Raw genomic sequence first — 13,521 nt, 5'->3', positions numbered from 1 at the left:
CTAATGTAATCTTATTTTTCAGGAAAACAATTTTTTTTAACATTTAATTTCCATGTATTCATAGTCTTATAGATAATCGTTTTATGTATCCTTCTCAATCAAATGTTGTAAATTAGGATCATTAGCAATTCTCTCCATTTCACTTTCTACAAGATTTACAATATCAGTTTTGATTTGTTTATAATTTGCATCTACCTGTCGTTTCATTTCTTCATCACTGAAGGATAAAATATCAGGTATTTTTTTATAGGCTTTCGTTTCTTTAGCAACCTTTTCATTATCTACTACAATTTGGGCATGGAATATCTTTTGGTCGATACGTTGGTCGAAGTTATCCGACACCGAGCCAACAAACATCCCTTGTGTAAGGTTGGATATTTTGCTCGGAGGAATAAGACTATCCATTTGTGTGCTAATCGATGTCGATTTATCACTTCGATTAATAGTCATACTTTGGCGTTTTTGTAAGACTTTACCAAAACGCTCGGACAGTGTTTTTGCGGTTTCACCCACAACCTGTCCGCTAAAAATATTACCTACCGTATTTTGGATCACCTTACTTTCTTTATCCCCATAATCACGAGTAAGCTGCGAAAAATCTTGAAAACCTAAACAAACCGCTACTTTGTTACTCCTTGCGGTGGCAATTAGGTTATCTAATCCACGAAAATAAATCGTAGGTAACTCATCAATGATTACAGACGATTTTAACTGCCCTTTTTTATTGATGAGTTTTACGATACGAGAGTTATAAAGCCCCAAGGCTGCTGAATAGATATTTTGTCGATCAGGATTATTCCCTACGCACAAAATTTTAGGCTCTTTCGGGTTGTTAATGTCTAATGAAAAATCATCACCCGTCATTACCCAATACAATTGTGGTGAAATCATTCTTGATAAAGGGATTTTGGCACTCGCTATCTGTCCTTGTAACTGGTCTTGGGCTCCGCCTTGCCAAGCGTCCATAAAAGGTGATAAATAGTTTTCCAATTCGGTATAGGAAGTTAAAATCGTAAAGATGTCTGCATAGGGTTTATTTAGTAACTCTATCGCGTGTGGAAAGGTGCAATACTTACCATTTTCATAGATTTTCAAAAACCAAATGATAGCCGCTAATAAGATGATAGGCGATTCCACAAAGAAATCCCCTTGTTTCTGTATCCAAGTTCGGTTTAGATTGAGCATAATCGTATAAGCACTCTCGTACGCATCGGATATATCTGTCATAAATTGGGGATTGATGGGATTACAGCGGTGGCTTTTGCGTGGATCATCGAAGTTAATTACATAAAATTGGGGCTTAACTTCGTATTGTAAATCGTCAGCAAAAAGTTTACCAGTTTAGGTTAAAAATAGTATAGTTAAAAAAAGAAAAAACTAACTTTACAAAAACCACTTAGAACATGGTAAAAAAACAAACAAAAAGCGAAAAGCTTATTAAGGAAGTTCGCCGTAATACACGACAAGTGTACAATGCAGAACAAAAGATTTTAATCGTCATGGAAGGCTTACGTGCAGAGCTCAGTGTAGCAGAGCTGTGCAGAAAATATGGCATCAGCGAAGCCACTTATTACAAATGGAGCAAAGAGTTCATTGAAGCAGGAAAGAAACGTCTTTCGGGTAACGAAACAAGAGAAGCTACCAGTGAGGAGGTCAAAGATTTACGCAGAGAAAATACCGTATTGAAGGAGTCTTTGGCCGATTTGGTTATTCGTTATGACATTGTAAAAAAAAGCTTAAATCTGTTGGATTAACCCCTCAATTTAAAAAATATATGAGACTAACGGCAGAAGAAAAAGCAGAGATTATAGAGGTGGTAAAAAACTCTGAATTAGGCGTTAATAGGACTTTAAAGCAATTAGGCATTCACAAAAGAACCTTTTATAATTGGTATCACGCCTACAGCCAAAATGGTATTGATGGCCTTAAAGCGAAACGTAATCAAAAGCAACAATGGAATAGCATTCCCGATAGAATCAAACAAATGGTCGTTGAGATTGCCTTGCAATATCCCCAGGAAACACCAAGGCTCATTGCCACAAGGTTCATCGATGAACAAGGCGTTTTCATATCTGAATCATCCGTTTATCGCATTTTGAAAAAACAGGGATTATTGGCCGACACACCGCATAGGTTCTTGGCAGCAGCAGATCAGTTTCATTCCAAAACCAATTTCGTGCATCAAATGTGGCAAACGGATTTTACTTATTTCAAAATTATCGGTTGGGGATGGTATTATTTATCCACCGTCATTGATGACTACAGCCGATATATCGTTCATTGGGAACTCTGTCCTAGTATGACTGCACAAAACGTCAAAAGAACCATCGATAACGCCATCAGTAAAGCTAAAATAAAAAATAGAAAGCAACCGCCAGTGTTGCTCTCCGACAATGGACCTTGTTATATTGCTAAGGAACTCAAAGATTACTTAATGGACACTTATGGGATCAGACACATACATGGAAAACCATTGCATCCGCAAACACAAGGGAAAATCGAGCGGTATCATCGTTCCATGAAAAATGTAGTCAAATTACACCATTATTATGCTCCAGAGCAACTCGAAAGGGCTATTGATAAATTTGTGCAATATTACAACTCGCAAAGATATCACGAAGCTTTAAATAATTTAACCCCTGAAGATGTATACCTAGGTAGACAAGACCAAATCTTAAAACTAAGAAAACAAGTGAAAATAAATACTTTAAATCAACGAAAATTAAATTATTGTTTTGGACTTATTTAATTGTTTACTATATTAGCCTCAGTAAACTTTAGTTTGACGACGTACAGTAGTTGCTTATTATCTTTTTCCATTTTATATCCATTTTAATATTAAAAAATCCCGACTTCGAAGGGATTTTAGCCTCCTGCAAGGACAAGTTGGTTTTGAGTGCCGTAAAAGGTTTTCGGTGCCTCAAAACACAACTTGCTCTGTTCGGGTGAACAGAAAACACTCACTATCGTTCGTGTTGTGAATAGCTTTTATTTTTGGTAAAAAGACCCTGTCTTTTTTTAAAGGCTACCTATTATTCTGTTTCCATAGCAAAACAACGGATAAAGCCTGAGCTAACAATGATTTTTTATGTGCCATAAAACGCCATAAAATGCCAAGAAATACCGCCTATTTCAGCTATATTCCTGCTTAATGTTCCTTTGTGCGTATATACGTATGTACATACATACGTAGCTACGTAGCTACATACCTACATAAGTATGTAAGTACATATGTACGTACCTGCATAAGTATATATGCAAGTATATAAGTAAGTACCTACATAAGTACATATATATGTACATATGTATATAGGTAAGTAAGTATATACCTAAATATTCATTAAAAATTAGACATATGAAAAAAGAACCCAAATTTGTCAGCTTTGCCACTCAAAAGGGCGGTGTAGGAAAAACCACTTTTACGATTTTAGTCGCCAGCTTGCTCCATTACCGAATGGGCTATAATGTAGTAGTATTCGATTGTGATTACCCACAGCATAGTATCAGTAATCTACGGGAACAGGATTTAAAAATCGTGATGCAGAATGAACATTTCAAGCAGAAAGCTCACGAGCTATTCAGCTCCATTAACAAAAAAGCCTACCCGATTATCACTTGCAAATCTAGTGAGGCAATTCAAAAGGCAGAAGAATTTATCAACGAAACGCCTTATGATATTGATATAGTGCTATTCGATATGCCTGGAACGGTTAATACCGCAGGTATTTTGACCGTTCTATCCCATATCAATCATATTTTTGCGCCCATCACTGCCGATAGGGTGGTGATTGAAAGTACTCTCAGTTTTACAGAAGTACTTTCCAACATCATTGCCAAAAATATGGAGAGTGCTATACAAACCGTGCATTTGTTTTGGAACCAAGTCGATGGACGAGAAAAATCGCCATTGTATAAAATCTACGAAAATGTTATTGCAGAATTGAATTTGTCTATGATGCAGAGTTTTATCTCGGACAGTAAACGCTTCCGAAAAGACGGAAGCGGTAATCAGAAATATGTATTTCGTTCCACTTTAATGCCCGCAGACAAACGACTTATGAGTGGTTGTCATTTGGATGATTTTATTAAGGAATTTGTAAAAATAATAGAAGTATGAGCAAGAAAAGAAATCCTATCAACGAAAGCGAGTTAATGGAGCTAATGGCAGGAAAAAGAGAGGAGATATCAGTTGTAAAAGATTCGGCTAAAACATCAGAGCCAATTAAAGATGAGATTGTTTCAGATAACAAAACTCAGAACATAGAACCTGCAAATATGCTCAAGCCTGAACAAAAGGCATCAACATCTACAAGGCTTAAGAAAACAGATGTAGAAACCTATGAAAGTTTGTTTTTTAGTTCTGGAGAAACTTCAGCACGAAATGGAAAATCGGTATATATCCGCCCCGAGTTTCATCGCAGAATTGTTCAAATTGTACAGGTAATTGGAGAGGACAAAATATCCATTTACAATTATCTCGATAATCTGTTAAAAGACCATTTTAATCGCTATGAAAAGGAAATTAAAAAAGCATTCAAAGACAAGTATAAACCAATATTTTAAGTTATGGAAAAGATTATTATTATCCTGTTGTTTATTATCATATTCTTTCTATTATGGGAAAGAAATTTTTTAAGACCAAAAAATAAAACTTCTAATCCAAGAAGTGGAATTCCCCCAAAACCTAAAAAAGAACAGCCTTATACAGTGGTAGGTAAGAGTAAATTTGTTGCTTCCAAAGTTGATGAACCAGCACAAGAAACTACGGAGCCATCATCTTCAAACGAGGAACCTACGATGGCGCAGCCAGAGCCTAAAAAAACTTCTATTCCAGCACAAATTCCTGATGAGGATTTAGAAGCGATATTTAGCAAGGAACTCAATGAAGATGAGGAGGAGGAACTCCGAGCCTTGCGTACTCCCGAAGAAGACGATGATTTTGCTACAGGATTATCCTTTGAAGAATTAGCACAGGTAGAGCCTTTATTAACAAAGAAAGAATTAGATAAAGAGGAAGAACGACAGGCTACCTCAATAGCCAAAAAACTCAGTGATACCGAATTACTAAACCAAATTGAGAAAGTATTGCCACAAGCCAAAAAACGAGTTTCTGAACTATTAGACAGAAACTTAAAAAGTCCTCCTACAAAAAGTAAAGAGGACTTTGATATTGGGGATTTTGTGTGAGAGTCTTAAAAAGTATCTTGTAAAAGATTAAGAAGGCTATGAATGCTAGGATGGAATATTTTTTATTTTTTTATTTTTTCTTCCCCACCAAACTAAAAAACCTGTAATAGGTAGAGATGCACATATAAGGCTGATAATGAAAGCTAATATCTTTGTCCAAATTCCTAGTATAGCCCCCACATGAATATCATAATTGGCTGCAACTACTTTTTCTCCAAAGTTTTTATCCATATGGCGATGAATTTTCAATAATTCACCTGAGTTTTCGTCGAAAATAAGTGTATTATTTCTATGATAAGAATAAGAAAGATCTTTTACATAAACCGAAAGATTAGGGTGTTGATGATCATCTTTATGTTCGTGTCCAAAGTCTAAATTATAAGCGTAGGCTTTGGGGAATAATGCTTCTACTTGTTCTGCAATTTTATCTAATGTATATTCTGTTTTCATCTCAATAGGTGCAGTAGTTTTATATTCCGTAAAAAAAGGATATTCAGTCTTGCCTCCAGAGAATAGGAAATATACTAAAATTTTGACTAAAAAGAATGAATAAAAAACACCTGTTATTGCTATAATTAAAGCTGCAAAAGCACTATAAAAACCTAAAATAGAATGTAAATCATAATTTTTCCTTCTCCAAGATTTAATATTTTTCCATTGGAACCAAACTCGTTGCCTTCTTGCTTTCTTATTTTTAGGCCACCACAAAATAATTCCTGAAATAAGCATAAAAATAAATATTAGAACAGGAATCCCTACCAAATATGTTCCCCAACTAGATTTTAGTAAAAAACTCCAATGAATAAATTTTACAATATTAAAAAATCCCATTTTTTCATCATAAACTTTTAAAACTTTTCCTGTGAATGGATTTACATAGGCTGTTTTGTATACTATAAATTCATCAAAATAATTCCATGCATCTAAGTTTTTTTCGAAATAATGGAACTCATAACTTCTAGATTTATCTAATGGAATAGTAGCCCAATGGACTGGGTAAGGAATTTTAGTTTGTGTATTAACTTTTTGTTCCAAAATAGAAAGAGGCAATGTTTTCTTGTTTTCAATACCTGGCTCACCATGATATAAAACTTCTTTGCGAAGAGAGTTCTGAATCTCATCTTTAAATACATACAGTGCACCTGTTATGGAAATAATGAAGATTAATACTCCAATTGCTAGTCCAAACCATAAATGGAGTTTACTTATAATATTTTTGAATCTTGTTTTCTTGGTTTTCTTTCTTTTCATATAGTCATAATAATCGAAAAGGCTAACTCTCCTATTGAGAGCTACCCCTTTAATTTATTTAAAATTTATAAGCAATAGATAGGCGCCAGTTTCTTGGAGCCTCTGCTTGGTAGTAGTAATAATTTCCATAGCCATAATAAGAGCCACTATACAAGTATTCATTAGTTAAGTTATAAACATTTAACCGCACATCCATCGTTTTGTTCCCCCAGAACAGCCCTGCATCCCATTTCTTTTAATTGCTTAATGGCTGAACATCATTCACATCATTCCAATTCCATGTGGTTCTATCTTTAAGAAAAGTATACCCGAGTGAGGCGCCAAAACCTTTTAAAGCCCCTTGAGGAATTTGATAATTTAGCCAAGTATTAAAATTATGTTTGGCGTACCCTGAGACTTTATCACCTTCTTTTAGAGTTGGGATATTAGATTTAGTTATCTTATTGTCGGTCAATGCATAATTAAGTATTACATTCATTCCCTCAAAAACTTCTCCTTTAACATCAAATTCCAATCCTTTGGCTACAGATTGTCCTTTTACGATAGAGTATTGCTCCCCTTTTTTGTTATTTGGATCACTAATTAATTCATCATTTTTTATGATTTTATAGATTGATAGAGAGGTATTCCATTTCCCATTCATCCAGTCTTTTTTTATTCCCAATTCGTAATTAGTTCCAGTGATAGGCGGTACATCATCTTTCCCTCTCACAATGCCCAATTGTGGCATAAAAGCTTGATCGTAGAGCCCATAAATAGAAAGATCTTCTATTGGACTAAGACTTACCCCAACTCGGGGTGTAAACTTCCTTGCGTTGGCTTCTTTTCCGTATTTATTCATAAAGGCATCAGTATATCTACCCGCTAAGGTAAGCCTAATTTTATCCTCTAAAAATGCCACTTCATCTTGCAAATAAACGCTAGTGTAAGATTGAGCTATAGGCGTACCTATTTCTTCTAAAGGTTTTGAATGATCATAAGTTGGATACCCATTTTCTGCTGGATGATATGATTTGGTTGGATCATAGGGCTTATCTACTTTATCTAAAAGCCCTTTTTGAGACCAATCTGCCAAAAAACTTTTATCGGCTAAATCCAAACCTGTTAAGATTCTGTGAGTAATATTGCCCGTCTGCAATTTCCCATTTAAAAAGATTTGAGCAAACTTCATTTGTGTCTTCGATTTCCAAAAACTAAATTCTCTTACAACTTCATCTTTTTTAGTTACAGCAGAAGGCCATATGGAACCTCCCATTTGATCATCTGACATATAAGATAGTTGAGTTGTTAGTTTCCAATGATCACTCAACTGTGATTGTAAATTAATATTGGCGTAATGTTCATCAATTGTTGTTGCGGGGAGTTTAGGATCACTGAGTGTTAGTTCTTGGGGATACTTTGCATAACCTTTTTGGCTGAACATATAATAGGAGCCAACTTGACTCATTTTGGCTTTTTGATAAATATATTCTGCAGTAAGTATCGTTTTATTTGTAAGTTTATATTTCAGAGAAGGATTTACTACATACCTATCATTAAAATCATAGGATCTAAATGATTTGGAGTTTTTTCCCATTAGATTAAGCCTTACTGCTAGTTTATCATTTAATTTAGTATTAATATCGGCCTCTGAACGGTATAAATTATAACTTCCCGTTGTAATACCTATACTCCCCGTTATTTTTTCGCTGAAGAAAGGGGATTTCGTCACTATATTATATAGTCCACTAGGCTCCCCATAGGAAATCATAAAACCTGCTGGTCCTTTTACAAACTCAATTCTATCAACATAACTCATATCTTCCGATAGAGGTCCCCATTGTGTTGTAATATTTGTCCCATTCATAAATGCAGCCGCCCTCGTTCCACGCATATTTATATGAGCATAAAGATCACCCCAGTGTTCTAGTTTGGTAGCTCCACTTACATTTCTTATGAGCCCATCGCCAATACCTAAAATCTGCTGATCTGCTAAAGCTCCGTGGGTAATAATTTGTACATTTTGAGGTTGATTAAGAATAGGAGTTTCCACACGTAGAGATTTAGAAGATTCTTTTGCCGTATAATTCTTTTTATAATACTTACCTGTAACAATAACTTCTTTTAACTTCTGCACTTTTATGCTATCCTCTTTTTGTTGTGCATTCATAAACTGAACACATCCTCCAATCAGAATAATTGGCAATAATACTTTTTTCATTTTTATTGTTTTAATTTAGATTCAATAAACATAAGCAAATGTAGAATATAAATTTTTAACATACAAATATTTTTAAACCAGCCATTCCCTGCCATAAAATTCCAAAACAAGCCAAGCGTGTAACCCATTGAAAGTGTGCCTATACATTTGTGTTATAAATTTTAAAAAGCACAAAAAAATGGCAAAACAAACGTTCTTAAAAACAAGCTTAATGATTGCTTTGTTTTTAACTTCTTTTAGCCTTTTTGCCCAGCAGGGCAATGGCGTAGGTGGAATCAACGAAGCCACCAAAATGGTTACTTCTTATTTCGACCCCGCTACCAAACTTATCTATGCGATTGGTGCAGTGGTTGGACTAATCGGTGGCGTGAAAGTCTACAACAAATTCTCTAACGGAGATCCTGATACAAGCAAAACCGCCGCTTCGTGGTTTGGTGCCTGTATCTTTTTGATTGTAGCCGCTACCATTCTAAGGTCTTTCTTTTTATAAACGATAGTCCTATGGAAAGAAAGAAAAAGAGTTTTGCCATCAATAAAGGCATCGGTAGAACGGTAGAGTTTAAAGGACTCAAAGCCCAATACCTGTTTATTTTCGCAGGCGGTTTATTGGGCGTCCTTTTACTCACTATGGTACTATATATAGTGGGCGTAAGTCCTTATATCACGATTGGTTTAGGTGTCCTATTGGCGAGTTTGGTCATTTGGCAGACTTTTTCGCTGAACCGAAAATATGGCGAACACGGCTTAATGAAAATAGCCGCCAATAGAAGACATCCTAAATACCTTATCCACCGAAAGGCTATCCGTCGATTTATCCAACCTACTAATTCCCCAACTTATGAGAAATATATCCAAAACAGCAACATTGGAGCATAAATTTCCTTTGTTAGCCATTGAAGAGGCTTGTGTGCTATCCAAAGAAGCCGATATTAGTATCGGCTTTAAGATTGCCCTCCCAGAATTATTTACAATTTCTTCTAATGATTACGACAATCTACACTCGATATGGCTAAAGCCGTCAAAGTATTACCCAACTTTTGTATCGTTCATAAACAAGATTAGTTTACTAAAGAAAACTACGAGCCAAAAAATATTCAAAAGGAAAAACTAAGCATTCTTACGCGTTCCTACGAAAGATACTTTAACGAACCTCTTTTTTTAAATCATTAGTTATCTATTATCTATTTATAACACAAACTACTGAAAAGAGAATGCGAACTCATAAAATATACTATTTCCTTTTTCATGACAGTTTAAAAACAACATAATTTTTCTACTTATAGTATTTATGATATTTTTTTTCTATCAAATTCTAAAGTAATATAAGTATAAATACTTGAAAGTACATAAAGGATCATTAAAAAGAAATCTAATAAAAAATATAGAACTGAAATACGATAAACTACTATAAAAAAAAGACCAACTCCATTGAGGAAATTTTTGCAATTTATATCTTCTATAGATTTAATAATTTTAAAATTATAAATATTAACCTTTAATATATCCATTAGTAATGATAAGCTCAGTAGAAATATACAAAGTGTAGATAATAAAATAGAATAACTAGTTAAGGCGGTAAATTGCTTGAAAAAATTCTTTCTTTGAATTAAAATAATCTTATCCTTATCAGATAAATTAATTTGTTCAAAATTTATCTTTTGAAATTTATCAAATATAGTCAATACTAGAGTTAAAAATAAACCTATGAATATTGATAAGGAAGCGATTATATAACCAATAAAATCCTTATTAAATCCGTTTTTAGTAACAAAGAACACCATCGAAATGGATATGAAAATAAGTATGAACTGAATTTTACTAAAATAGCATATAGGTTTTACTTCCTTACCATTAATATTCATATTTTGCCATTTCTGACCATCAGAAATTAATCTACCTATGTAATATTTAACGCTCTTGTATTTCATTTTTACAATACACTTCAGGTATTATTTCTTTATCTAATAGAGTTAAACAAAATTTACTTAAATCCTCAAAATTAGGAAGTCCATCCTCCTTAATTTCAACTCTACCCCTTAAATAAATTACAGGTTTTATATCAAAATCACTATTTATGTCAAAGGCACTTTCATTTGTAGTTTCTGTATTTTTTAAATAAACCTTTCCATTATTAAAACTCCCTAACGCTCTTCTATCGAATAATTTTGAACTAATAGATTTCAGCCAATTAGATAAAGACTCTTTCGGTAATCCATTTTTAGAAACAGCTTCAACTTTTATGATAAATTCTTCATATTCAACTCCGATAGGATTGTTTGTCATTTGGTCAAAAACAAAACGATTACTGAACTTGAATCTTTTTATTTGGCTGTGATTTCTAAATTCATCAGCAATTCTCTTTGGGACAAACTTTTCCACTTTGGCTTTATTATATACCCCTTTTTGATAAAAAATTGATTTAATGAACTCTGTAAAAATATCCGATATGGTATCAGTGGTATACGACTGAATAAATAGAATCCCTAAATCAGAATTTAAAGGAGTGAATAAGCAAAAGTAAAATTTATCTAAAATAATATCATTCTCTTTAATATCTTCTTTTTCTAATTTACTACCAAATGAAGATTTATTTCTTTTTTGTCCATATCTCCCACCTTCAATAGTCCCCTCTATAATACATCTATTTGAATGTATTTTAATTGAGGGTTCAAACTTCCCTACTGGTCGAGTATCATAAGCTGTAAATGCTTTTTTCTTTTTAGAATTCGCTATAAAATCATCGGTATCAATTTTATGAATGAAGTCATTAAAAAAATCTAGGAAGATTGTAGCATTGTTATCATCTCTCGAACTACCTTTAGAATTTGTTTCAATGAAAAAATCTCTAAATGTCTTGTCTTTACTCCCTTTGGGTGTAAGCCAAACTTGATAAACTTCTAATTTTGGGTTATTAGCCATCTTTGATTATTATAGTTAAAAAATAATTTAATGGGGTAAATATAATTTTTTTCTAAAATTTCCACAATACTTTTTTCAAAAACTTCTCAATATAATCTCCTAAAACAAAAAATCCTATGCCTATAAGTTTGTAATTTTATAAGCATAGGATTTATTTTTATAGCTATAAAAATTTATTTTATAGCTATAAGTTTTTAGAGCTTCTCGTAGGTGAGGCTAGCGAGCGTCTTTTTAATGTTTTTGCCTGGGGTGAAAATCACTTTGGGGTTTTTAATGCTCGTGGCATTGACCTCTTCGGCTTTGGCTTTGCCCTCGCTACTGAAACTTGTGCGCAGGCTGCCCAGCTCACCCAGACGGACGATTTGCCCCTCGGCTAAAGCACTGTCCATCACATCTACCAAGGCATACAGCACCGCGCGAATGTCTGCACCGCTCACCGTGCTAATCTTCTCAATGGCTTTGGTAAGCCCCTCGAGGCTTAGTTCTCCGCTCATATTGGGCGAGGCGTAGTATTTCTTGTCTCCGCCGCCCTTTACACCTGGCTGCCCTCGCTCTATTACTTTGTACTTAATTGGCATTTTTATATATTTTTTTATGGTTAAACTTTTGTTTTTTCTATTTCCTTTTTTCATGATAAATTTAGTTTAGTATCTCATTTACTCTGCGTGTGAGAGCCTAAACCAAGTTCAGAGTGACATACAGGCTGACTTTCTATATTAGTATCTGATGGAGAGAAGACATCCTAAGTCAGCACGCAAGGGTTTCGTATCTTTTTTCTCCCAGTAGCGTTCTTCTGTTGTCCCTCCATCTGTCCACGGCAAATTTTCGGTTAGAATATGCCAATCAGTATATTTTCTCTTAAACATCATTCCTATTGGTAGAATTCCGCCCACACCATACCAACACGACTTTGATCTAATTGCTGGTATCATAAAAAACATATGCATCGCAGACAACCAGTCATCAGCTGTTACCATTACAGCATAAGTTTGTCCACTACTATCACCTTCTGTTACTCTTTTCCCATTTGAATCAAAAAGATTAGGTGAACGTATCATGAATAACTCTTGATTACTGGTTTTGTTCTCCTCACTCCACCAGGGTTCTACTACTCCATTTTGAAATATAAACATTGAGGTTTTATTTATTCGTTCTGTATCAGGTTTAACCTCATTCCAAAAATACCAGTATCTGTCATCTTTTTTTAGTGTTCCGTCTCCACCTATTACCACATTATAATCTTGAGTATTATTATTTTGGGCATCAACTTCTGCTATGTTAGGTACTTTTATTTGGGCATTTGTACCCTTAAAGGTAAGGGTTTTATTATTTAAGTTTACCGTACGGTTGGCAGAAAGGGTGCCGTCTTCCGTGTAAATATTGATATTTGCAATATTAGTATCTGCCCCTCGCACTTTCACCCACTCGGTACCATTATAAAAATAATAGCCTTTCTCTGTAATTTTGGCTACTTTACTGTTTGTGCCACTATAAATAGCATCTTTAGCGTATACCAAAGTTCCCTCTTGTGGTACGGCAATCTTGGCTATACGCTCTTTAGTTAATTTGGGGGCTATAATCCCCTCGTTGGTTGTAGTGTCAGCATTGGCACTGGCAACATTGATATCTAAAGTGGCTTTAGGCTTTGTGGTATTTATCCCTACTCTTCCTTGGTCTTGCTGAGCATAAAGACTTGTACCCATTGCTAAAACCGATAAAAGTAAAATACTTTTTTTCATAAAATTTAATTTTAAAAAATTTATACTTGTTAATTGATATTGATTAATATTTAGACATAAAAAAGCCCCTCTCGAGCTATTTCGAGAGAGGTTTTTATGATTTTTAATACTAAATTTTACCGCTTTCCCTAAAAAAGAAAAAGCTCGCAAACTTGCATATTTAAAAGATTTTATAAATATTACGCGCGCACTAACGAACGGTCGCCCTTGTGTGTGTGTGTGTGT

At 34.2% G+C, this 13,521-nt stretch carries 13 protein-coding genes and 2 pseudogenes; 7 read left to right on the top strand and 8 right to left on the bottom strand.

Annotation, left to right across the window (positions count from 1 at the left end):
- Nucleotides 1–81: 81 nt before the first annotated feature.
- A pseudogene (locus tag ORNRH_RS09870) lies at nucleotides 82–1,314 on the bottom strand (TraM recognition domain-containing protein); the annotation flags it as partial.
- Between the two features lie 89 nt (nucleotides 1,315–1,403).
- Between ORNRH_RS09870 and ORNRH_RS09860 the strand changes: the two are divergent.
- From ORNRH_RS09860 to ORNRH_RS09845, 4 genes and pseudogenes are all read left to right on the top strand, one after another.
- Nucleotides 1,404–2,749: pseudogene (locus ORNRH_RS09860) on the top strand (IS3 family transposase).
- A gap of 606 nt (nucleotides 2,750–3,355) precedes the next feature.
- Nucleotides 3,356–4,117, top strand: a complete 762-nt coding sequence (locus ORNRH_RS09855; RefSeq protein WP_014791697.1) for a ParA family protein — start codon at nucleotides 3,356–3,358, stop codon at nucleotides 4,115–4,117.
- Nucleotides 4,114–4,563 (top strand): DUF3408 domain-containing protein, encoded by a 450-nt coding sequence (locus ORNRH_RS09850; protein ID WP_014791696.1) that lies wholly within the window; start codon nucleotides 4,114–4,116, stop codon nucleotides 4,561–4,563. Before ORNRH_RS09855 ends, ORNRH_RS09850 begins: the two co-directional genes overlap by 4 nt.
- A 3-nt stretch (nucleotides 4,564–4,566) precedes the next feature.
- Nucleotides 4,567–5,187 (top strand): hypothetical protein, encoded by a 621-nt coding sequence (locus ORNRH_RS09845; RefSeq protein WP_014791695.1) that lies wholly within the window; start codon nucleotides 4,567–4,569, stop codon nucleotides 5,185–5,187.
- 45 nt (nucleotides 5,188–5,232) lie between these two features.
- Here the strand turns inward: ORNRH_RS09845 and ORNRH_RS09840 are convergent, their stop codons facing one another.
- Genes ORNRH_RS09840 through ORNRH_RS12590 form a run of 3 tightly spaced genes read right to left on the bottom strand, consistent with a single transcriptional unit; the run spans nucleotide 5,233 to nucleotide 8,638 of the window.
- The gene (locus ORNRH_RS09840) at nucleotides 5,233–6,438 is read right to left on the bottom strand and encodes a PepSY-associated TM helix domain-containing protein (protein WP_014791694.1); all 1,206 of its coding nucleotides are present in this window, start codon (nucleotides 6,436–6,438) and stop codon (nucleotides 5,233–5,235) included.
- Nucleotides 6,439–6,496: 58 nt separating this feature from the next.
- Nucleotides 6,497–6,634, bottom strand: a complete 138-nt coding sequence (locus tag ORNRH_RS12595) for a TonB-dependent receptor (protein ID WP_155814529.1) — start codon at nucleotides 6,632–6,634, stop codon at nucleotides 6,497–6,499.
- A 39-nt stretch (nucleotides 6,635–6,673) separates the two neighbouring features.
- Nucleotides 6,674–8,638, bottom strand: a complete 1,965-nt coding sequence (locus ORNRH_RS12590) for a TonB-dependent siderophore receptor (RefSeq protein WP_052040758.1) — start codon at nucleotides 8,636–8,638, stop codon at nucleotides 6,674–6,676.
- A gap of 178 nt (nucleotides 8,639–8,816) precedes the next feature.
- Here ORNRH_RS12590 and ORNRH_RS09830 point away from each other — a divergent pair, with 178 nt between their 5' ends.
- Genes ORNRH_RS09830 through ORNRH_RS12020 form a run of 3 tightly spaced genes read left to right on the top strand, consistent with a single transcriptional unit; the run spans nucleotide 8,817 to nucleotide 9,749 of the window.
- Nucleotides 8,817–9,128, top strand: coding sequence for a DUF4134 domain-containing protein (locus tag ORNRH_RS09830; protein WP_014791693.1), 312 nt, complete (start codon nucleotides 8,817–8,819; stop codon nucleotides 9,126–9,128).
- An 11-nt stretch (nucleotides 9,129–9,139) separates the two neighbouring features.
- Nucleotides 9,140–9,514 (top strand): DUF4133 domain-containing protein, encoded by a 375-nt coding sequence (locus tag ORNRH_RS09825; RefSeq protein ID WP_014791692.1) that lies wholly within the window; start codon nucleotides 9,140–9,142, stop codon nucleotides 9,512–9,514.
- The gene (locus ORNRH_RS12020) at nucleotides 9,477–9,749 is read left to right on the top strand and encodes a DUF3875 domain-containing protein (RefSeq protein WP_014791691.1); all 273 of its coding nucleotides are present in this window, start codon (nucleotides 9,477–9,479) and stop codon (nucleotides 9,747–9,749) included. Before ORNRH_RS09825 ends, ORNRH_RS12020 begins: the two co-directional genes overlap by 38 nt.
- Nucleotides 9,750–9,924: 175 nt before the next feature.
- Here ORNRH_RS12020 and ORNRH_RS09820 read toward each other — a convergent pair whose 3' ends face one another.
- From ORNRH_RS09820 to ORNRH_RS11705, 4 genes are all read right to left on the bottom strand, one after another.
- Nucleotides 9,925–10,566, bottom strand: coding sequence for a hypothetical protein (locus ORNRH_RS09820; RefSeq protein WP_014791690.1), 642 nt, complete (start codon nucleotides 10,564–10,566; stop codon nucleotides 9,925–9,927).
- Nucleotides 10,547–11,557, bottom strand: a complete 1,011-nt coding sequence (locus tag ORNRH_RS09815; protein ID WP_014791689.1) for a hypothetical protein — start codon at nucleotides 11,555–11,557, stop codon at nucleotides 10,547–10,549. Before ORNRH_RS09815 ends, ORNRH_RS09820 begins: the two co-directional genes overlap by 20 nt.
- Nucleotides 11,558–11,751: 194 nt before the next feature.
- Nucleotides 11,752–12,135 (bottom strand): HU family DNA-binding protein, encoded by a 384-nt coding sequence (locus ORNRH_RS09810; RefSeq protein WP_036602116.1) that lies wholly within the window; start codon nucleotides 12,133–12,135, stop codon nucleotides 11,752–11,754.
- A 138-nt stretch (nucleotides 12,136–12,273) separates the two neighbouring features.
- The gene (locus ORNRH_RS11705; protein ID WP_014791687.1) at nucleotides 12,274–13,296 is read right to left on the bottom strand and encodes a hypothetical protein; all 1,023 of its coding nucleotides are present in this window, start codon (nucleotides 13,294–13,296) and stop codon (nucleotides 12,274–12,276) included.
- Nucleotides 13,297–13,521: the final 225 nt, after the last annotated feature.

The sequence above is a fragment of the Ornithobacterium rhinotracheale DSM 15997 genome (assembly GCF_000265465.1).
In the GTDB taxonomy this organism is placed as follows: domain Bacteria; phylum Bacteroidota; class Bacteroidia; order Flavobacteriales; family Weeksellaceae; genus Ornithobacterium; species Ornithobacterium rhinotracheale.
The sequence above is the reverse complement of the archived record's forward strand: the minus strand, read 5'-3'. Positions and strand labels throughout refer to the sequence as shown.

Coding starts and splice junctions, on each gene's coding strand:
- ORNRH_RS09855 (WP_014791697.1), top strand. CDS start 3,356: ATGAAAAAAGAACCCAAATTTGTCAGCTTTGCCACTCAAAAGGGCGGT.
- ORNRH_RS09850 (WP_014791696.1), top strand. CDS start 4,114: ATGAGCAAGAAAAGAAATCCTATCAACGAAAGCGAGTTAATGGAGCTA.
- ORNRH_RS09845 (WP_014791695.1), top strand. CDS start 4,567: ATGGAAAAGATTATTATTATCCTGTTGTTTATTATCATATTCTTTCTA.
- ORNRH_RS09840 (WP_014791694.1), bottom strand. CDS start 6,438: ATGAAAAGAAAGAAAACCAAGAAAACAAGATTCAAAAATATTATAAGT.
- ORNRH_RS12595 (WP_155814529.1), bottom strand. CDS start 6,634: ATGGATGTGCGGTTAAATGTTTATAACTTAACTAATGAATACTTGTAT.
- ORNRH_RS12590 (WP_052040758.1), bottom strand. CDS start 8,638: ATGAAAAAAGTATTATTGCCAATTATTCTGATTGGAGGATGTGTTCAG.
- ORNRH_RS09830 (WP_014791693.1), top strand. CDS start 8,817: ATGGCAAAACAAACGTTCTTAAAAACAAGCTTAATGATTGCTTTGTTT.
- ORNRH_RS09825 (WP_014791692.1), top strand. CDS start 9,140: ATGGAAAGAAAGAAAAAGAGTTTTGCCATCAATAAAGGCATCGGTAGA.
- ORNRH_RS12020 (WP_014791691.1), top strand. CDS start 9,477: ATGAGAAATATATCCAAAACAGCAACATTGGAGCATAAATTTCCTTTG.
- ORNRH_RS09820 (WP_014791690.1), bottom strand. CDS start 10,566: ATGAAATACAAGAGCGTTAAATATTACATAGGTAGATTAATTTCTGAT.
- ORNRH_RS09815 (WP_014791689.1), bottom strand. CDS start 11,557: ATGGCTAATAACCCAAAATTAGAAGTTTATCAAGTTTGGCTTACACCC.
- ORNRH_RS09810 (WP_036602116.1), bottom strand. CDS start 12,135: ATGCCAATTAAGTACAAAGTAATAGAGCGAGGGCAGCCAGGTGTAAAG.
- ORNRH_RS11705 (WP_014791687.1), bottom strand. CDS start 13,296: ATGAAAAAAAGTATTTTACTTTTATCGGTTTTAGCAATGGGTACAAGT.